Here is an 18346-nt window from a genome sequence, read left to right on the forward strand (position 1 = left end):
ACAGAATATTAAAATTCGGCCGGAGAATCCCTGTCGATCGACGTCTCTACTAAAACGCAGGGGTCCGCCCTTTGGTTGCATGCCGATCGCAAAGATCCGCCGCTTTTATCGGTTACAAATTTTAGCTTTAAATCATATAGTTAGCGATACAGCGTCAGACACGGGCTCCGCCATCACCGATGTTGCAAATTTACCTCACAAAAATATTAATTGCAGTTCGCCGAGATGCCGCTAAGGTCGCATTATCGGCTGCAGGGCAAAACGCGGCCGACCCTGGAGTTGATCTGGGGACTGGGTCTGACGGTTAACCAGGGTGGGCAGACAGATGTCTCTGATGATTGGGTCGACATTTTCGCCTGAGGATCTCGATATATTGCGCCACGCGCTGGATGCCTGGTGCGCGGAAAAGCGCATCGACATCAAGAGCTCGAAGGCGCAGGTCGCCGCCTCCACGGCGCTCGATCTCTACCAGTCCGGCTATGACGATCCCGACAGGCTGCTCACCGCGCTGCGCGGACACCGGGCGCTTTAAGCCGTCCATACAAGTTATCCATATCACTCGTTTAACGGGCACCGAACGGGCCGGCCGACGCCGTAACCGTTGATGTTGCGCAGCACCATTTCGGGACGATTCCCCTCAAATCTTCAGCAACGGTTAACCGTGTCCCTGTAGGATTTGTTCATATCCCGTATGTGGTAGAGGCGTCTTCGCGTCCAGGCCAGCGGCATCCCTCTAGCGTGTTCAGGGTGTGTTTTGTGCGTGACCGGTTTCGAGACCTAGAGGCCCCCTCCGCGAGCCGGAAGAAGGACGTGGTTCTCATGGCGACAGTGAGCAGTTTCGAGGGATTGCAGCCGCCGACCCGATCGGAGCTTCGCCAGTTCGCCGAATTGTTCACCCCTCTCTTCGTCGCCTCCTCCGATGACGCCAAGCGCCAGGCCGTGGCAGCACTCTCGCAATGCGCCGCCATTCCGCAGGCGGTCGCGCTGTTCATCGGCTGCCAGCCGATCGCCATTTCCGCCCCCTTCCTCATCTCCTCGCCGGCCATCGACGACGATACGCTGATCACGGTTGCCCGCACGCAGGGCGTCGAGCACATGCGCGCCATCGTCAGCCGCGATGCGCTGTCGCCGCGGGTGATCGACGTACTGGTCGGGCTGCGCCATGCCGCGCCGAAGCGGCAGGTGGAAACGATCGAGCCGGCGCCAACAGTCGACAGAGCCGAGGTCGCCGAAGCGCTCGCCAGCGCGGCGATGCCGTTCGTTGCGGCGGAGGCTGGACAGGTTAAGGCCATCGCGGAGACCGCGAGCGTAAAGGTCGAGATCAGCGAACCGGTTGCTGTGGCTGTCGAGGCTGTCGCGCCTGCAGTTGTCGAGGCTACGCCGGTGATCGACAAGGTGGTGGTCGCTGCCCCAGAGGCCGCACCTTTGGCCACCGAAATGGCGTCCGAGGCCACCGAAACGGTGTCCGTTGTTGCCGCTACGCCTGTTGCTGTCGAAGTGCAGACCGTAGCCATCGAAACCGCCGCCGAGGTCGTGGTGGTCGAGACGATCGCCGTGCACCCGGTCGAACCGATGGTCACCCCCGAGGCGCCTTCTGCAGCAGCAGAGCAGCAGAGCGTTCAGTCAACACCTTCCCCTGCCCCAGCGGAGACCGCCGAAACGCCCGCCACCGGCGGCGCGCGCGAGGAAGAGGTTCGCGACACGCTGCGTGGCCTGGCGCGCCATCTCGGTCGTGACGATAACGACCGGCTCGGTCTTCGCACCCTTTCGACATTGCAGTCCGCACTCCTGGTACGCTTTGCCCGCAGCCGCGAGGCCGTGGCCTTCGCGACGGCGCTTGCCGATACGCTGTCGGCCAGCCGCTGGCTTGCCGAGCGCATCATGCTCGACACGTCGGGCCAGCAGATGGCGACGACGCTGACCAGCATCGGCATGGATTTCTCCGACGCCGTCTTCGTTCTGGAAAAGCTCTATCCGCATCTGGCCGAGGCGCAACACAGCGTCACCCGCGCCTGGATGGTGCTCGATGCGCTCGATCCGGAAGAGTGCCGCGATCGCGTCGAAGCATGGCGCCGGGCCGACAGCTATACCTATCTGCCGGAACAGGCGCCGGCCGCGCCCCATCCGGTCACGCAGCAGACCTCGCATGCCCGCGCCGTCCACCAGCCGCCGGCACGCGCCATGCGGCTCGTCGGACGTTCGCGCTAAAGTCGATCAGAGACGGGCGTCGCGCTCCTTGGCGAGCGGCACGATATCGGCGACATCATCGGTTTCGAGCTCGACGATCCAGAGGTCGTTGTCGAACTTGCGCTCGCGCTCCAGCATCGTCCGCACCTCCTCCGCATCCTTGCGCTCAAGCCTGATCTCGAACAGCCGTTCGCCACTGGCTTCCTCATCGAAGAAGCTCTGCGGCGCCGGGCCATAAAGCGTCTCGGAGCCATCGCGAAAACGCTGGCGGATGAAGACCGCGCCGGCCTCGTCGGCGCCCTTCTTCTCGACGGCGGCGAAATCGCCCTTGGCGAAGACACGGCGCAGCAGCGCGGATACGAAGATGTCGGTGCGAAGTCTCATGCAGGCGGTATAGACCTGTGAGCGCGGAGCCGCAACGCGGCGGCCACTACACTGCCCGCTCAGAGCGCGCCGATGTCCTTGAGCTTCTTCAGCACCGCCTCGGAGGGCTCGCCGTTTTCGGGCAGGTTGTAGTGCTTCTGGAAATGGCGGATGGCGACGCGGGTTTGTTCGCCGACGACGCCGTCGACGCCGACATTGGTGTAGGCCATGTTGGCGAGGCCCTGCTGGATCTTCAGGACCAGATCGACGCTGTTCAAGGTCGAGGACGGCGAGGTCGATGGGGTTGCGGCGGCGCGGGCGACGGAGGTCTGCCTGGCCGGAACGGGTTCCAGCGCATTTTTCGGGGCCGAGATCTTCTGGACCGGGACCTGCCTGACCGGCACCTGGGCCGAAACCGGGGCGGGCTTGGGGGCCACCTTCGGCGTTGGCGCGGTCTTCACCTGGTGCTCGGCGCTGCGGATGGCTGCGGCGACAGGGTCTTCGGCGAGCGCTTGCGCCGAGACATCCTCGCGTGGGCGCTCGGTGGGGATGGCGGATGGACCGATGGCGTCGGTTCTGAGTGCTGCCAGCACTTCGGGTGTGGCGTCGCCGCTCTGCGGCATGCCGACGGTTTCCTCGAAGAACAGGATGGCGGCGCTGGTGCGCGGGCCGATGACACCGTCGGGCGCGCCGTTATAGAGGCCGCGGCGGACGAGTTCGGCCTGGATATCCATGACCAGCTGGTTGGCGGGTTGGCCGGCGACCGGCGCCGGGGGGACGGCATTGGTGGTCTCGGCGCTGTTCGCCTCGCCCTCGCCTTCACGTTCGATCTTGAAGGTGGTGACCTCGCCGGTGTGTTCCTCGACCGGCGGGCGGCCGATCAGCGCGCTCGGAAACAGGCTGTCGCGGGTGCGCAGGAACGGGTGCGGGTGCACGCCCGGCTGATACCAGAGCGCATTGGCGGCGACGAAGGAGAAGATGACGAGGAAGGCGGCCGTGCCGCCTGTGATCGACGGATTGCGGCCGATGACGCCGCCGAGCACGCCAATGCCCTGCAGCCCCAAACCGCCAACGGCGGCAGCCCCGGTCAGAAGAAGGCTCGGCTTCTGCCTGCCCCTCTTTCCCTTAGGCGATTTTCGCTTGCTCACGGCCATCGAAAAGCCCCTCTTCCAAGATGTCGGTCATGCCAGTCGACGCTTTCAGCCGTGGCGGAAACTCGACCGGGTGATTGGCCGAGAGATCCACGACGGGAACGCCGGAGCCATCCGCCGCAATCGAGATCGTGATGATGGTGCCGGAGCCCGGCGTGCTGGCGATGGCGAAATCGCCGCCATGCAGCGCGACCAGGCCCTTGACCAGCGACAGGCCGAGCCCCGTGCCCTCGAACCGGCGGGTGTAATCGTTCTGGATCTGCACGAAAGGCTGGCCGAGCAGCTGCAGCTTATCGGCCGGAATGCCGATGCCGGTGTCGGAGACGCAGAGCGTCAGGATGCCATCGCGCACCGAGGCGTCGAGCGAGATCGCGCCGCCGGCTTCGGTGAACTTGACGGCATTGCCGACCAGATTGATGAGGATCTGCTGGATGGCGCGCTGATCGGCCACGACTTCGTCAAGGCCGCGCTGGATGCGGCTCGTCAGCGACACGCCCTTGGTCTTGGCCTGCAGCCCGAGCATGGCCTCGCAGGAGCGCACGACGGTGGCGATATCGAAAGGTTCGAGCACCAGCTCGTAGCGGCCGGCCTCGATCTTGCTCATGTCGAGCATGGTGTTGACGACGGAAAGTAGATGCGCACCGGAATCGCGCACAAGGCCGACATATTCGCGCTGGCGCTCATTGGCGAGCTTGCCGAAATACTCGCCGATCAGGATATCGGAGAAGCCGAGAATGGCGTTCAGCGGCGTGCGCAGCTCGTGGCTGACGGCCGCCAGGAACCGCGACTTGGCGTCATTGGCCGAGCGGGCATCGGCGGCATGGGCTTCGGCCTCGACGCGGAGCTGATGCTCGGCGGAGACATCGCGCAGCTGGGCGACGACGCTGATCAGCGCGCCATCGCTATCGCGGCGCGCGGTGAGATCGGTCCTGAGATGGGAGAACTGGCGATTGTCGACCGAGACCGACGGACGCTCGAGCCGGAGATCGACGGCCGCCTGCTCCTCGCCCTGGCGCAGCCGGTCGAGCGCCTGCAGGAAGAGGATGCGGTCGGAGACGTGGATCTGCTCTATGAAGCCGCGACCGTCAGGCGCGCGCATCCAGGCGAGATAATCGCGCTTGTCGCGGCCGCCGACATTGACGACGGAGCCTTGCGGATCGAGAAACAGGATGAGGCCGGCCGAGGCTTCCATGAAGAACTCTTCGGCGGACTGGGTGGCGACACCCGAGGTGACGATGCTCTGGCGCGACAGCGCGATGCTGCCGACGGCCGAAAACAGGAAACCGCCGACGACGGCGGCGACGCCTGCCGGAAGCGCAACGGCCGGGCTGGTGACGATGGAGAGCGCAGCGGGGGCGACGACAAGTGCTGCCGAAGACAGAAGCGCAAGCCGGCGCAGGATGGTCAGCTCGCGCTGGCGCACCGCGGCACTTCCTCCCGTCCGGGAGAGCCAGCGATCCGCCGCCCGGTCCACGAGGGCTGTCGCCCGATCCACGATGTCACTCAATACAAGCACGCAATACCCGCCCTAAAAAGGCTCTTCACAGAGGCCCAAGAATAGGCCCCGGGCGCTTAAGGAAAGAATAAGGGAAAGTGCCGCTCCCCGGCCGGAAAGCGCGAAAAGTCCCATTTTGGGCCACCGGAAGGGCCCTTTGTTTTTTACGGTTAACAGCGAGTAAGCGACGGATTTCGCTCATTTTTCGGCAAGTCGTTAACGCTTGGGGCGAACGCGCTTCAAGGAAAGCCTGCAATTACAGGAGGTGGCTCATGGCATGCTTAACGCCAATGGCTACAATTCGACCGAAATGCGCCGAATGCGGTTTCGATTAAAATTTGAACTAAATTTGACGCAAATGCCACCGAGTTTCGAAAACCGGCATTCGCAAGTTTTGGCTAGGGTGAAATCACACCGGAAGACGGACCTGATTCGGCGGCAAGACCGAGCGGGAAAACAGGATGGGCAACGAACATGTGGTTTCTATTCAAATCATCGATCTGGCTCGGGCTTCTCTTCGTCGCCTTGTCGTTCTTCAGCGGCGAGCGCCAGACGAACACGCAGACCGGATCGACATTGCAGATTGCAGACGCTTTCGTCGCCGTGACCGGCGCCTATGACTATCTGAGCGGCATGTGCGGCGAGAAGCCCGAGGTTTGCGCCAAGGGCGCCAACACGCTCGGCGTTCTCGGCGAGCGGGCACGCTCCGGCGCCCTCGTTGCCTTTGAACTGCTCGACAGCAAGTTCGGCAGCGGCAAGAGCGCCACGGTTGCAACGACCGCGACGCCTTCCGTTGGCCTGGCGCCTGCGACGGCCGTAGAGCCGGCAACGGCAGCCGCTCCGCAGCAGCTGCGCGATGACCGCACCGTGGCGCTGAACCAGCCGATGCCTTACCGCCCGCCTGTCGACGACGGCGAGGACAGCCCGGCCGCCGCCCATGTCGCGACCGACCGGGTCACGACCGGCACCATTCCGCTGCCGACCCCGCGTCCGGCGATCTAACGAATTCCGCGGCCACCGCCGCACCCAAAGCTTGCACCGGCGCCGGCCAATGGCCCCGCCCTGTGCCTGACGTGCCTGCCCTGTTTATTCTTCAGCAATTTGCTGCGCCGCGAGGATGCCCATCCTTCGCGGCGTTTCTTTTTGGGGAGCGGTGCATTGCCAGATGAAACCGGTTCGTTAGGCGAACGCCTTCGTCAGGGCAAAGGCGATTGGCGAAGGGCGCAGTCCGGGTACGTGAGGGACGATCGCCATTGTCGGATCAGGGGCACCGTCGACAAGCGTGGCGATCTCTTTCGCTGCTGCCGCCATCTGCCTCTCCATCTTGGAGAGCCGCTCGCCATTGCGACGCCTGCGGAGAGGCATCCATGCGGAGAGGCATCCACGACTGGCGGGTTCGAGCTGCCTGTCGTCATCTCGCAATGATCCATCGCGCTGAAGTGTCGTGAGACAAGCCAGCGGAATGCCTCAATAGAGCATGGAAAGGCTCTGGCCGCTGGCTTGCTTCAGAACGAAGCGGGTGCGGCGGCCAGCACGTTGAGCTTGCCGCCGCCGATCGCGTAAAGGCTCAAGCGGCGCTCGACCTGGCCCGATGGCGACAGGCGGAAGAGGCCGGTGACGCCGCGGAAGCCGACCTTGCTGGTCAGCGTTTCGGCGTTGAGGCCCGTCGGCCCCTTGGTGCGAATGATGCCCGAGGCGATGGCGATCGCGTCGTAGCCATAGGCGGCGTCGGCCGAGAGCGGGCGCTTGTAGTGGCGCTGGTAGCGCTCCGAGATCAGCGAGGTGGCCTCGGGCTCGACCATGGCGATCAGCGTGCCGTTGGCGGTCGGTTCACGGTAGGTCTGCGGCGGCCAGGCGCTGGTGCCGATGAAATTGAGATTGCTCTGGCCGCCGGCCTTGATCGCCCCTTCGATGGTGGTGGTGATCGCCGTGCGGCCGAGGATGAGCACCGTATCGGCCTGCTGCAGCTGCGGCTTGGCCGTCCCAACGGCGGCAGCGGCAGCGGAATCCGTCAGGTCATATCTGGTGATGCCGAGAAAGGTGCCGCCGGAGGCGCGGATGGCGTCCGCCAGCCTCAGATCGGCAGTTTGCGGGAGATCACGCTGGGCGAACACGACGACCTTCTTGTGGCCGCTGGCGGCGGCTGTGCGCAGGCCTTCCAGCGCGCTGTCGGTTTCGCTCGATGCGAGATTGTAGACATTGCCTGATGTTGCCGACACGGGCTGGCCGATATTGAGGAGCGGCGGGCGCTGGTCGGACGGCATGGCGGCGACGGCTGCCGTGGTCGCTGGCGGCAAATAGCTGATAAGGATCGCCGAGCTTCTGGACTTGGCGGCGGCCACCGCAGCGGGCGCTGCGGCGGGGCTCGCAACGTCGATCACCTTGACGAAGGCCTGGTTGGCGCCGAGCTCGCCGATGCCAAGGGCCGCGGCATCTCTCACATCGCGCGACGGCCCCTCGAAGAGCCCGTTCGAGCCCTTCTGCATCAGCAAGGTTATCTCGGCACCGTTTTCGCCGAAGCTTTCCTCGACGTCGCTCGACGGCGGCTTGATATCGTTGGTCTTGACGTTCCTGGCGATGCCATCGACGTCGGACTGGCAGGCGGAAAGTGCGCCGCAGGAGAGAACAACGGAGAGAAGCAGGAGCGATCGAGCGGTTTGCGCGCCCTTGCGGGCTCCGCGAAGGACGCCGCGTAAACCATGCGCGCCACGCGCCTCATCCCTGCCCTTAACGATCACTGCTTCCCCCAGACCCTCATCAGGCCGTCTATAGCGGCCATTTCGCGGCCTCATATCTGCATAGGCATCTGGCGAAAGCAAACCCTTCCCCCAAACTTGGTTGACGGAGAAGCTAAAATTTTCAGCTTTTTTGAGCGGATAACTTCGTTCTAAGTTATCCACGCTTCCAAACCCGATATTTATGGCTGATCGGTACATTTCTCCCAACAAGTGGAGAAATTAAGTCCCGTGACCAAAAGAACAAAAACAAACAAAATCGCTTTTGTCGCACTTCTTTCGGCATTTTCTTCTTTTTCTTACAACGGCGTATCGGCATCTGTTCTTTACAATACAGAAGCGTACGGCGCATCTTACTCCAGCTATATTTCGGCAAGCATCGCCGAGCAGGCGGCAAGCGCTGTCAGCGTCGGTGGCATGGCACGCCTCGTCACGCTTGCCGGACGCGGTCTCGCACAGGCTTTCGGCTCGATCGATCTCGCGACCCTGAAGACGCCGGCGCCGGTTGCGGCCGCCGCGTTCAGCCCCGAGACCACCGCATCCGTGAAGCCGGCAACCCGCCCCTCGATCGCCGCGCGCCCTGATGACGGCGGCGTGTTCGGATCGGTGGCGATCCCCTTCAAGCGCCTGGCAGCGCTGAAGCGGCTGGCGCCTTCGCTGGACGAAATGACCAGCGGCACCGCCATTTCCTGCGGCGCGGGCAAGTGCACTGAGGCCGTCAGCGCGGTCAAGGCATCTTTCACGAGGACATCGCAGGCATCGCTGCGCGACAAGATGAATGCGATCAACACCACGATCAACCACACGATCCGCTACGCCCGCGACATCGATACCTACAAGGTCGCCGATTACTGGGCGACACCTTCCGAGACGCTGAAGCGCCAGCAGGGCGATTGCGAGGATTTCGCGATCCTGAAGATGGCGGCACTCAATGCCGAGGGCGTCGACCTGAAGGACATGGCGGTCGTCGTTCTGTTCGACCAGAAGCGCCATTTCTACCACGCCGTTCTCTCGGTCTCGGCCGGCGGCAACCACTATATTCTCGACAACATGCGCGACGAGGTTCTGGCCGACAGCCGCCTGCCCGACTACATGCCGCTCTATTCGATTGCCGGCGGCAAGGGCTACCTGCACGGCTCGCGCGTTGGCGGCAGCCAGATGGCATCTGCCATGCCGATCGAAAAGGTCGCGCCTGGCGAAGGTGTTGCCTTCTGATTGGAAGGCAATGGCGAGGGCCGGGGCTGGCCTCCTCTCGCATCCCGCTTCGATACCGAGGCGAAATGGAGCCGCCGACGCTGCATTGCCGGCGGCTTTTTTATGTCGGTCCCCTGACTTAGCCGAGATATTTGTCGAGTTCGCCGAGGATCGAGTTCCAACCCTGGATATGGCCGTCGCGGGCGCCTTCGCTGCGGAATTTCACCTGCTTCAGCGTCAGCTCCGTCGTTTCAGGGCCGATTTCCTTGAGGTCGATGGTGACGACGCTGTCATCCAGCGAATGCGGGGATTCCCAGGTGAAGGACAGGCGAGAATAGGGATCGACTTCGAGATAGGTGCCGGAATGCGGAATCTCGCGCTCCGGTGTGACCATCACGATCATGAACCGGCCGCCCTTGACAGGATCGGTGGTGACATTTCGGGCATCGAAATTGCCAGCCGGCGTCTTCATGAATTTCGCCAGTGCTGTTGGCGAAAGCCAGGCGTTGAAAATCTTCTCGCGCGAGGCGGCGATCTTACGGCTTACCGTCAGTTCAAGTTCGGACATGACTTCACTCCTTTGAAACGAGTAACTCTTCCAACGCCGTCAGGCGCAGCTCCCATATCGACTTCAGTTGCGCGAACCAGTCTTCCGTCAGTTTCAGCGGTTCAAGCTCCGCGGCAATGAAATGCTCGCGGCCCAAAGTACGCCGGGTGACCAGCCCCGCCTCCTCCAGAACCTTGATGTGCTTGGAGACGGAATTCAGGGACATGTCGAAATGAGCAGCGAGCCCCGTCACCCTGAGAGGCCCCTCTTGCACGAGGAGCGTCAGGATCTGCCGCCGCGTGGTATCCCCCGCGGCCTTCAATATCCGTGACAGTGCGTCTTCATCCATTTCATTCACCCATATGGTTGAATATACGTATATCCGACCGATAGTCAACCACATGGGTGAATATCTTTACAGAGGCGAAACGTGCCCTCCCCTGAAACTTTTTGCGCCGTTTGAGAAACGTCCCGATCTTGTGTATGTTACGGATGTTACGGAAAATGGAGGCCAACATGCCGCGTGTCCCTGCTTCGGAGTTTCAGAAGAATTTTGGCGAGTGGCACGACAAGGTCCACCAGGCGCCGGTCGAGATCACCAAATACGGCAGGCCGACAGCCTACCTCGTCTCGGCTGAGATGTTTCATCAGCTTTGGGAGCGTTTCAGGGTTTCGCTTCCCGTGGGCGCTCTGTCGGAAAGCGAAGTAGACCTGATCATGCAGGCGCGCGTGGAGACCGACACGCCTTACAATCTGGATGACCTGCCTGATATCGAAGAGGAAGACGTGTCACCCAAGCGGAAGCGATGACGCGATGAAAATCCCCGCCCTGCCGCCCATCGGTCATGTCGTTGCCTACGAATATCTGTGGGCCAGCAAGGCCAAGTCACGGCAGGACGGCGAGAAGGTTTATCCGACCGCGCTGATCCTATCGACGCGTGACGAACTCGGGTCGACATTCGTCTATGCGCTTGGCATTTCCCATATGCGACCGCCAGAGGGCCGCAGAGCGCTCGAGGTGCCCGCGAAATTGCGCCACCACATCGGGCTCGATGCCAGACCGCAATGGATCTACACCGACGAGGTCAACGCTTTCGTCTGGCCAGGTCCGGACCTGCGCCCGGCGCAATGGATATCCCAGCGCCGGATCGTCGAAGACACCTGCGTGCTCGGCGCGTTGCCTGAAGACTGGTTCAATCTGGTCAAGAACCATTTCCATGAGAGCTACAGGCTCGATCGCATGAGGCTGACGAAACGAACCTTGTAGCCAAGGCTTGCAGCATGATTGCGAACTTTTGCGCTGCGACGCCGTTTGGCTTCCAGGATTCGCTTACTGAGGAGAAACGGCAATGAGCGAAGTTACCGGGGGATGCCTCTGCGGCCGCGTTCGTTTGGCTTTATCCGGTGCACCCTATCGGGTCGGCATCTGTCATTGCATGGATTGCCGCAAGCATCATGGGGCGCTGTTTCATGCGTCGGCGATCTTTCCAGAGGACGCAGTGCGGGTCGAAGGGGAGACGGGGGAGTATAATGGGCGTTTTTTCTGCCCGCGTTGCGGGTCGCCGGTGTTTGGGCGGAGCGGCGATGAGGTCGAGGTCAATCTCGGGTCGCTCGATCAGAAGGACCAGTTTCAGCCGAGCTATGAGCTGTGGACCATCCGCCGCGAGGGGTGGCTTCCGGCGTTTCCGTTGAAGCATCGATACGAGCGCGACCGGGATGCGGCGGGGCGTTTCGAGGATTGAGGTGGATCAGTAGCGGGAGATATAGCCGATCAGCATCGACTTCTCGTGCGTGGGCGCCAAAGCCAGGTTGATCTGGCCCTTCATCGTCTGGTTGCCGACAGTGATGGTGAAGCCTGTCGCCAGCGTCTTGCCCTTGTTGCGCGACAGGGTGGCGATGGCTTCCTCGATCTGGGTATCGATCGAGAAACGCAGGCTCTTGGTCAGCTGCGCGAGATCGCCGAGCGGCAGGCGCTGGCGCAGCATCGACAGGAAGGCGTCGTTGAAGAGTTGCACCTTCTTTTCATGCGTCAAAAGGATCGCCGGCGACGGCGAGGCCTGGATGATGGCGTTGACATTGGCGAGCGAGGAAATGTCCTCGACCGTATCCAGCCGGCGCAGCGCCCATTTGAGGCTGAGCACGCGCAGAAGCGAGGCGAGATTGCCGGATTCCGGCATCTGCGAGGCGGTGTAGTGCACGAGATCGGCGGTCGACATCTTGCCGGAGGCCGACATGCGGCTGAGGCCGTCCCAATAGATGCGCTCCAGCCGGATGCCACGACGCTCGCCGCCACGACCCGCCACAGCCCGGAAACGCGGCTCGATCTCTTCGGCATCGATCGCGGGCAGTTGCTCGTCTGATGGTTCGAGATCGGTTGCGTCTTGAATTCCGGGCTTGACGATCAGCATGGTCAGCGCTCCGTCAGCGCTTCGGTGCGCGCCTTGTTGATCGGCTTCATGAGATAGCTGAGCACGGTCTTGCTGCCGGTCATGATTTCCACCGAGGCGACCATGCCCGGGATGATCGGATAGGTCTTGCCGTCGCGCGTGAGCTCCGACTTGTCGGTTTTGACCTGCACGAGATAGTAGGTCTCGCCCTTTTCCTTCTCCACCAGACTGTCGGCCGAGATGTTTTCGACGATGCCTTCGAGGCCGCCGAAGATGGAGAAGTCGTAAGCCGTGATCTTGACGATGGCCGGCTGGCCACGGCGGATGAAGGCGACGTCGCGCGGCGAGATTTTGGCCTCGACGAGCAGCGTATCGGCCGTCGGAACGATGCCGGCGATGACGCGGCCGGGATCGACATAGGCGCCGATGGTGTTGACCTCGAGCGTGTTGACGATGCCATCGACCGGCGAGCGGATGTCGGTGCGCTTGACGCGATCGGATGCACCGCGCACGGTTTCGTCGACGACCGAGAGCTCGGCCAGCGCCTGCGCCTTATCCGTCAGCGCCTGCTGGCGCAGTTCGAGCGCGAGATCGCCGAGCTGCAGCTTGGCTTCCTGCACGGCGGCCTGAAGGCGATCGATGCTTTCCTGATAGACCTTGAGCTGGCCCTGCTGATCCGTGAGATCGCGCTCGGTCTTCAAGACTTCGGTCTCGGCCACCAGCTTCTTCTTGGCGAGCGGGCTGATCAGGTCGTACTGGCGCTGGGCGCCGTCGATGTTCTGCGTCAGGCGGTCGATATTGGCGTGAGCCTCGCTGAGCTCGTTTTCGCGCTGGCGGACGCGCTCTTTCAGCACGCCGAGCTTGTTGGTGTAGCTGGCCCGATCGGCGGCGAAAAGCTGGGCTTCGTTGGCGCAGACTTCCTTGGCGACGGCCAGAATATCCTCAGGGCAATTATAGGGCTCGTCGTACTTGCCCTCTTCCTCGAGCTTCAGGCGCGCCACCTTGGCGCCGAGCGCGCGGGCCTTGGCGACCGATTCACCGAGCGTCGAGGTGGTGGTGGTGTTGTCGAGCTGGACCAAGAGCTGGCCCTTGCGCACGACCTGACCGAGAACGACGGCGATCTGCTGGACGACGCCGGGTTCCGACGACTGGATGATCTGCGTCTTCGAGACGGGAATAACCTTGCCTTCGCCACGGGCGATCTCGTTGATCTTGGCGATCGCCGCCCAGGCAACGAAGCTGGCGATGACGAGCGCCACGAGGCCGAGAATGGCGCGGGCGAGAAAGGGCGGGTTGTCGTGCTTGTTCTTCATGACAGCTTAACCCCCGGTACGATCGGCGTCACGTTTGCGGCCGTCGCCGGGCCGACAGGCGCGCCGGAGGCGACTGACGCGAGCGGGATCGGATGCGCGTGGGCGGGCGCGGCCGTCGCCACCTGGGCAACCGGCATGGCGGCGGAGCCTGCAGGGGCCGGCGCGACCGAGGTGACCGGAGCGACGGACATGGCGACCGGCGTGACAGGAGCCTGCCTTGCGACCGGCACAGCCTGCGGGGCCACGGCCGCCGGGGGTGGGCCGGGCTTGCGCTGCATGGCTTCGATGACGGCCTGCTTCGGACCATCGGCAATGATGCGGCCCTTGTCGATAACGATCAGGCGATCGACGAGATCCAGCATGCTGTAGCGATGGGTAGCGATGATCAGCGTGGTCTTGCGATCGAAGGCCTTGGAGAGACGGGCGATCAGGTTGCGCTCGGTCGCGAGGTCCATGGCGCCCGAGGGCTCGTCGAGGAAGACGACCTTGGGGCGGGTGAGCAGGAGACGGGCAATGGTGAGCGCCTGCTTCTGGCCGCTCGACAGATTGCTGCCACGCTCGCCGACGGGCATGTCGAAGCCGCGCGGATGGGTACCGACGAACTCGTCGACGCCAGTCATGCGGGCGACTTCGAGCAGGTCCTCATCGGTGGCGTCGGCGCGGCCGAGCAGAAGGTTTTCCTTCACCGTTCCCGAGAAGAGATCGGAGGACTGGCCGGCGACGGCAACGTTGGCCCGCACTTCGGCCATGTGATACTGGCGGATATCGACGCCATCGATCAAAACGCGGCCGCCCGACGGCGCGAAGAGGCCATCGAGCAGGCGGCCCAGCGTGGTCTTGCCGGAGCCGATGCGGCCGATGATGCCGATGCGCTCGCCGGGATTAACGTTGAAGGACAGCTTGTTGATGACGGGATAATCCGAACCCGGATACTGGAACGAGACATCCTGGAAAGAGAAGGCGCCGCGGGTGATCTCGCGATTGACGAAGCCGACCGTCGAGGGGCGGTCATCGGGCTGTTCCATGATCTTGTCGAGGATGCGCAGCGACATGGTAGCCTGGCGGAAGCGCGCCAGCGTCATGGCGATCTGGCCAAGCGGCGCCCCGGCGCGGCTTGCGAGCATGACGGTCGCGACGATCGCGCCCATGGCGATGCGGCCTTCCGAGAATTCGTAGGTGCCGGCGATGACGATCAGAACGCTCACCATCTGCTGCACGAACATGGTCATGTTGATGGCATTGGTGGAGACGTGCTTGATCTCTTCACTGGTGCGGCTGGAATATTTCGTCAGTTCCTGCCAGCGGCGCAGCATGGTGGCTTCGGCGCGCAGGCTCTTCAGCGTCTCGATCGTCGAGATGGTTTCGACCAGCAGCGACTGGCGGCGCGAGGCCTCGTTTGCGGCGGTCGCCATGCGCTTGCCGATGGCGGCCTGGGCGTAAAGACCGATCACGACCGAGAGCACGAAGGCGACGGCGGGGATGACGACCAGCCAGCCCGAGATGAGATAGATGACGGCAAGGAAGATGAAGACGAAGAGGCTGTCGATGATGACGCCGATCGTGTTCGAGGTGAAGAATTCGCGGACGAACTCATACTGCGTGACGCGGTTGGCATATTCGCCGGTCGACATCGGGCGCGAGGCCAGTGTCGAGTTCAGTACCTTGTCGAACAGCATCTGCGACAGGCGCAGATCGGCCTTGCGGCCAGCATAATCGATCAGCGAGGAGCGCGCGGTTTTCAGCAGGAAATCAAAGAGATAGGCAAGCGTGATGCCGGCGGCGAGAACCCAGAGCGTCGGGATCGCCTTGTTGGGCAGAACGCGGTCATAGACGTTCATCGTAAACAGTGGCGAGCCGAGCGCGATCAGATTGATGAAGAGCGCGGCCACCATGACGCGGACATAGGTGCGCCAATAAGGCGCCAGCGTCGTTGCCAGCCAGTGGCGCTTTTCGATCTCGACGGCATTGCCGACCAGCGCCTCTTCCGACGCGTTCTGATAGTAGAGCGTGAAGGCGAAAGCCGTCTCAGGCTTCAGCGCGATCAGGTCCTCGCGCGACAGGCGCGAGGAAACGCCGGCGACGGGAACGATGTCGGTGATGTAGGAGCCGTCCTCGGCCATCTCCAGCAGCGGGAGAACGCCGCCATCGGCGAAGGCGACGATGGCGGGACAATCGAAATTGCCCAGCCGGCAATCGCGCTCCGGATGCTTGATGACCTGCAGGCCGATGCGCTCGGCCATCTGCTCGACATCATCGCCCTCAAGCGATTCGGTGATCTCATCCGGAAGACCGGAGAAGAGCACCGTATCGGAGCTTGGTCGACCATAGAACGCTGCCACGGACTTGAACGCGGCCTTGAATGTTTGAAGCGGCATGCTGCCGTTCGTCTCAGATGCAACGTTCCGCATGTTCTATGGTCACCTGACTACTACTGCTGCCGGATCGGCGCCAGCAGGTCCATAGGCATGCCAGCCTTCTGATGAGAGTCGACTTCGGCATATCCGGGATTCTGAGCGGCCGCTGGAACAGCGAACTCTTCTCGTGCGTAAGGCTTGGCCTGATCCAGCGGCTTCAGCTTCATGGTCTGAAGCAGATTGCCGGATGCGGCGAGGATCTTGTATTCCGCAAACAGCGAGGCAACACGGGCGGTATCAGCCAGCACCTTGGTGTTGAAGCGGGTGTTCTGCGCGTCGAGCACGTCGAGCAGCGAGCGCTGGCCGACCTTGAACTGCTCGCGGTACGAACCGACCAGCTGGTTGTTGATCGAGGACTGCTTGGCAAGAATGCCCGACAGTTCGCCGCGGCTGACGCGTTCGTTCCAGGCGGAGCTGACCGATTCCTTCACCTCGCGCTGCACCTGGGCAAGCGCATAGCGCTCTTCGCCGGCGCGGCGGATCTGTTCCTGCTCGCGGGCGACATCGATGCCGCCGCGATAAAGGTTCCAGCGGGCGACGACGCGCACCTGGTAATCGTTGGTGTTGCCTTCATCGCCATCGATGTCGTTACCGACGCGGGCAGTACCCTCAAGATTGACCTTCGGCAGGTAATTGGCGCGGGCGCCGCGAACACCGGCATCGGCCGCGTCAACATCGGCGTTGGCGGAGAAGATGCGCGGGCTGTTCTTGTTTGCGACGAACAGTGCATCGTCGAGCGTCTTCGGGATATACTTGGCGACCGATGGCGGGGTCTGGGCAGTGACGATCGGCTGGCCGACGGCCTTCATGAAGCGGATCTTCGTTGCTTCCAGTTCTTCGAGCGCTTCGCGCATGCGGGCCTTGGCGGCCTGCAGACGTTCGCTGCCCTGAAGACGGTCGGCATCGGTGAGCGCGCCGCCCTTGATGCTTTCATTGATATCGCCGACCATCGCCGTGTGGAAGGAGACGTTTTCCTTCGCGGCGGCAACGATCTGGTTTTGCAGCATATATTCCAGGTAGTCCTGGGTTACTTCGAGCGCCAGCGCTTCGGAGCGCTCGAGGACCCGGAAGGAGGCGCCATCGACGCGCGAGGCCTGCTGATCGACCTGCGACTTGCGCGCGCCGCCATCAAACAGCGTCTGCGTGACCGTCACGCCGACATCGCCGGGCGACAGGTAATCATGGTTCGAGGTCAGCGTGCCCGTGGTCGAATTCGACAACCGGCGGCGGCCGATGCCGCTCTCCAGATCAACCGACGGCAAGTAAAGCCCACGCGCCTGGCGAAGTTCAAACTCGATTGCTTCTTTGTCTTTTGCAGCCTGAAGTATCTGCGGATTGGTTTTCATCGTCGTTTCGATGGCTTGCTGCAAAGACATCGCGTTAGCGTCAACGAAGAACGAGAAATTCAGAGCAACAGTGGCAGACAATGCTGCAATAATGCTTTTGGTTTTAAACAAGACGGATGCCCCTCAACATCTAAATTCACCGAGTGAACCCGTATACCGAACGCTTTCATTCGGCAAACAAGTAACACCTATTTTTCCACATTCCAATTCCGGTACAGGTCTTTCCTGCGGAGACGGTTAATTCCCTAGTATCAAGCGCTAAAGCTAGAATTTTACAGGGTTTTTTAACGCCAACTTTTCCCGTCCGTGTTTATCTGCCGTTACTTCCACAGGGACCTGCCCCGCGATGAAATTCCGTCAGAGTTACCAATCCGCAACAAACCTTTCCGCTCTCCGCATTGCCGCGATCGTTTCGATCTGCTTCGCGGCCTGCTCGGTCGGTTTTTTACTTATCTTAAACCTTCTGATGCCGGAGCGACCATTTTTGGTTGGATTCGTCGGAGCCACCGCTATTTCGCTTTTTGTTGCATTTCCGCTGCTGATGATGCTGCAGATCAAGAATAACGAGCTCAGAAAACTGCAGGATGCCGTTAACTATTCTCAGCGGCACGACAGCGTTACCAAGGCGCTCAACGGAACAGCCTTCGCGGCCGCCGTCGAACACTATATCGACCGCCGCAAGCGAATCTCTACTGATGCGGGCGGCGTGATGATCGCTGTTGTCATCGACACGCTCGACGCCATCAGCCGCCGCTACGGGCCGCAATGGGCCGATACCGTGATGCAGTCGCTTGCCGCGATCACCCAATCCTCGGTGCGCTCGGGCGACCTCGTTGCGCGCCTCGCCACAAATGAGCTCGGCGTGTTCCTGCCCGGCGCGACCATCGAGAACGCCCAGGATGTCGGCATGCGCATTCGCCGCCGCTGCGAACAGGCGGCATTTACCGCCGGCGACGCACCGCTTTCGCTTGACATCCGCCTCGGCGGCGCGGTTTTCGACGGCCCGACCGACTTCAACCACATCCGCCAGCTGGCCGACGAGATGGCCATGGACCGCGGCGGCGGAGAGGGCGACGAGATCGTGCCGATCTCGAGACTGCCGGCGGCCTGAGGACTGCGGCGGACAAGGTGATAATCGCGACGTGATCTTGAGGCGCCATCGGGCGCCTCTTTTCGTTTGGAGCGATTGGTGCGCGCAGGAAAGCCGCCCTCCC

Annotated in this window: 19 protein-coding genes and 1 pseudogene; 9 read left to right on the top strand and 11 right to left on the bottom strand. The window is 62.3% G+C overall.

The window, feature by feature from the left end:
* Positions 1–325 precede the first annotated feature (325 nt).
* From D460_RS0112845 to D460_RS36735, 3 genes and pseudogenes are all read left to right on the top strand, one after another.
* Entirely contained in the window at positions 326–532 is a 207-nt protein-coding gene (locus D460_RS0112845) for a hypothetical protein (RefSeq protein WP_018898959.1), read from the top strand.
* 224 nt (positions 533–756) lie between these two features.
* Positions 757–1176: pseudogene (locus D460_RS34525) on the top strand (DUF2336 domain-containing protein); the annotation flags it as partial.
* 6 nt (positions 1177–1182) lie between these two features.
* Positions 1183–2208, top strand: a complete 1026-nt coding sequence (locus tag D460_RS36735; protein WP_245267745.1) for a hypothetical protein — start codon at positions 1183–1185, stop codon at positions 2206–2208.
* 6 nt (positions 2209–2214) lie between these two features.
* Here D460_RS36735 and D460_RS0112855 read toward each other — a convergent pair whose 3' ends face one another.
* From D460_RS0112855 to D460_RS0112865, 3 genes are read right to left on the bottom strand one after another with little or no spacing between them, the layout of a single operon-like run.
* Complete coding sequence (locus D460_RS0112855; RefSeq protein WP_018898961.1) at positions 2215–2571, bottom strand: DUF1491 family protein; 357 nt, start codon at positions 2569–2571, stop codon at positions 2215–2217.
* 59 nt (positions 2572–2630) lie between these two features.
* Positions 2631–3704, bottom strand: a complete 1074-nt coding sequence (locus D460_RS0112860) for a peptidoglycan-binding protein (protein ID WP_018898962.1) — start codon at positions 3702–3704, stop codon at positions 2631–2633.
* Positions 3676–5217, bottom strand: a complete 1542-nt coding sequence (locus D460_RS0112865; RefSeq protein WP_026283087.1) for a HAMP domain-containing sensor histidine kinase — start codon at positions 5215–5217, stop codon at positions 3676–3678. The genes D460_RS0112860 and D460_RS0112865 overlap by 29 nt, the downstream gene beginning before the upstream one ends.
* A gap of 453 nt (positions 5218–5670) precedes the next feature.
* Here D460_RS0112865 and D460_RS0112870 point away from each other — a divergent pair, with 453 nt between their 5' ends.
* Positions 5671–6198 (top strand): DUF5330 domain-containing protein, encoded by a 528-nt coding sequence (locus D460_RS0112870; RefSeq protein WP_018898964.1) that lies wholly within the window; start codon positions 5671–5673, stop codon positions 6196–6198.
* A 177-nt stretch (positions 6199–6375) separates the two neighbouring features.
* Here the strand turns inward: D460_RS0112870 and D460_RS37075 are convergent, their stop codons facing one another.
* Positions 6376–6507, bottom strand: coding sequence for a hypothetical protein (locus D460_RS37075; RefSeq protein WP_018898965.1), 132 nt, complete (start codon positions 6505–6507; stop codon positions 6376–6378).
* Between the two features lie 194 nt (positions 6508–6701).
* Positions 6702–7934: a hypothetical protein gene (locus D460_RS0112880; protein WP_018898966.1), complete on the bottom strand. Its 1233-nt coding sequence runs from the start codon at positions 7932–7934 to the stop codon at positions 6702–6704.
* 414 nt (positions 7935–8348) lie between these two features.
* Here D460_RS0112880 and D460_RS0112885 point away from each other — a divergent pair, with 414 nt between their 5' ends.
* On the top strand, positions 8349–9146 hold the full coding sequence (locus D460_RS0112885; protein ID WP_245267740.1) for a transglutaminase-like cysteine peptidase: 798 nt from the start codon (positions 8349–8351) through the stop codon (positions 9144–9146).
* 118 nt (positions 9147–9264) lie between these two features.
* Here D460_RS0112885 and D460_RS0112890 read toward each other — a convergent pair whose 3' ends face one another.
* Positions 9265–9693, bottom strand: coding sequence for an SRPBCC domain-containing protein (locus D460_RS0112890; protein ID WP_018898968.1), 429 nt, complete (start codon positions 9691–9693; stop codon positions 9265–9267).
* A 4-nt stretch (positions 9694–9697) separates the two neighbouring features.
* A complete protein-coding gene (locus tag D460_RS0112895) occupies positions 9698–10021 on the bottom strand; it encodes a metalloregulator ArsR/SmtB family transcription factor (protein ID WP_026283089.1) in 324 nt (107 codons plus the stop codon).
* A gap of 167 nt (positions 10022–10188) precedes the next feature.
* On the opposite strand from D460_RS0112895, the gene D460_RS33010 reads away from it, so the two are divergent.
* The 3 genes from D460_RS33010 to D460_RS0112910 all read left to right on the top strand — a co-directional run bounded on the left by D460_RS33010 (position 10189) and on the right by D460_RS0112910 (position 11414).
* Complete coding sequence (locus D460_RS33010; protein WP_051110791.1) at positions 10189–10482, top strand: type II toxin-antitoxin system Phd/YefM family antitoxin; 294 nt, start codon at positions 10189–10191, stop codon at positions 10480–10482.
* Positions 10483–10486: 4 nt separating this feature from the next.
* A complete protein-coding gene (locus tag D460_RS33015; RefSeq protein WP_018898971.1) occupies positions 10487–10939 on the top strand; it encodes a hypothetical protein in 453 nt (150 codons plus the stop codon).
* Positions 10940–11021: 82 nt separating this feature from the next.
* Positions 11022–11414: a GFA family protein gene (locus tag D460_RS0112910; RefSeq protein ID WP_018898972.1), complete on the top strand. Its 393-nt coding sequence runs from the start codon at positions 11022–11024 to the stop codon at positions 11412–11414.
* Positions 11415–11420: 6 nt separating this feature from the next.
* Here the strand turns inward: D460_RS0112910 and D460_RS0112915 are convergent, their stop codons facing one another.
* From D460_RS0112915 to D460_RS0112930, 4 genes are read right to left on the bottom strand one after another with little or no spacing between them, the layout of a single operon-like run.
* Positions 11421–12080 (bottom strand): ribbon-helix-helix domain-containing protein, encoded by a 660-nt coding sequence (locus tag D460_RS0112915; RefSeq protein WP_018898973.1) that lies wholly within the window; start codon positions 12078–12080, stop codon positions 11421–11423.
* A 2-nt stretch (positions 12081–12082) separates the two neighbouring features.
* On the bottom strand, positions 12083–13372 hold the full coding sequence (locus D460_RS0112920; RefSeq protein WP_018898974.1) for an HlyD family type I secretion periplasmic adaptor subunit: 1290 nt from the start codon (positions 13370–13372) through the stop codon (positions 12083–12085).
* Entirely contained in the window at positions 13369–15780 is a 2412-nt protein-coding gene (locus D460_RS0112925) for a type I secretion system permease/ATPase (RefSeq protein WP_245267741.1), read from the bottom strand. The genes D460_RS0112920 and D460_RS0112925 overlap by 4 nt, the downstream gene beginning before the upstream one ends.
* A 20-nt stretch (positions 15781–15800) precedes the next feature.
* The gene (locus D460_RS0112930; RefSeq protein ID WP_018898976.1) at positions 15801–17162 is read right to left on the bottom strand and encodes a TolC family outer membrane protein; all 1362 of its coding nucleotides are present in this window, start codon (positions 17160–17162) and stop codon (positions 15801–15803) included.
* A 454-nt stretch (positions 17163–17616) separates the two neighbouring features.
* Here D460_RS0112930 and D460_RS0112935 point away from each other — a divergent pair, with 454 nt between their 5' ends.
* The gene (locus D460_RS0112935) at positions 17617–18243 is read left to right on the top strand and encodes a GGDEF domain-containing protein (RefSeq protein WP_018898977.1); all 627 of its coding nucleotides are present in this window, start codon (positions 17617–17619) and stop codon (positions 18241–18243) included.
* Positions 18244–18346 lie beyond the last annotated feature (103 nt).

It is taken from the genome of Rhizobium sp. 2MFCol3.1 (genome assembly GCF_000377565.1).
Lineage (GTDB): Bacteria > Pseudomonadota > Alphaproteobacteria > Rhizobiales > Rhizobiaceae > Rhizobium.

Coding starts and splice junctions, on each gene's coding strand:
- D460_RS0112845 (WP_018898959.1), top strand. CDS start 326: ATGTCTCTGATGATTGGGTCGACATTTTCGCCTGAGGATCTCGATATA.
- D460_RS0112855 (WP_018898961.1), bottom strand. CDS start 2,571: ATGAGACTTCGCACCGACATCTTCGTATCCGCGCTGCTGCGCCGTGTC.
- D460_RS0112860 (WP_018898962.1), bottom strand. CDS start 3,704: ATGGCCGTGAGCAAGCGAAAATCGCCTAAGGGAAAGAGGGGCAGGCAG.
- D460_RS0112870 (WP_018898964.1), top strand. CDS start 5,671: ATGTGGTTTCTATTCAAATCATCGATCTGGCTCGGGCTTCTCTTCGTC.
- D460_RS37075 (WP_018898965.1), bottom strand. CDS start 6,507: ATGGCGGCAGCAGCGAAAGAGATCGCCACGCTTGTCGACGGTGCCCCT.
- D460_RS0112885 (WP_245267740.1), top strand. CDS start 8,349: ATGGCACGCCTCGTCACGCTTGCCGGACGCGGTCTCGCACAGGCTTTC.
- D460_RS0112890 (WP_018898968.1), bottom strand. CDS start 9,693: ATGTCCGAACTTGAACTGACGGTAAGCCGTAAGATCGCCGCCTCGCGC.
- D460_RS0112895 (WP_026283089.1), bottom strand. CDS start 10,021: ATGGATGAAGACGCACTGTCACGGATATTGAAGGCCGCGGGGGATACC.
- D460_RS33010 (WP_051110791.1), top strand. CDS start 10,189: ATGCCGCGTGTCCCTGCTTCGGAGTTTCAGAAGAATTTTGGCGAGTGG.
- D460_RS33015 (WP_018898971.1), top strand. CDS start 10,487: ATGAAAATCCCCGCCCTGCCGCCCATCGGTCATGTCGTTGCCTACGAA.
- D460_RS0112910 (WP_018898972.1), top strand. CDS start 11,022: ATGAGCGAAGTTACCGGGGGATGCCTCTGCGGCCGCGTTCGTTTGGCT.
- D460_RS0112915 (WP_018898973.1), bottom strand. CDS start 12,080: ATGCTGATCGTCAAGCCCGGAATTCAAGACGCAACCGATCTCGAACCA.
- D460_RS0112920 (WP_018898974.1), bottom strand. CDS start 13,372: ATGAAGAACAAGCACGACAACCCGCCCTTTCTCGCCCGCGCCATTCTC.
- D460_RS0112925 (WP_245267741.1), bottom strand. CDS start 15,780: ATGCGGAACGTTGCATCTGAGACGAACGGCAGCATGCCGCTTCAAACA.
- D460_RS0112930 (WP_018898976.1), bottom strand. CDS start 17,162: ATGTCTTTGCAGCAAGCCATCGAAACGACGATGAAAACCAATCCGCAG.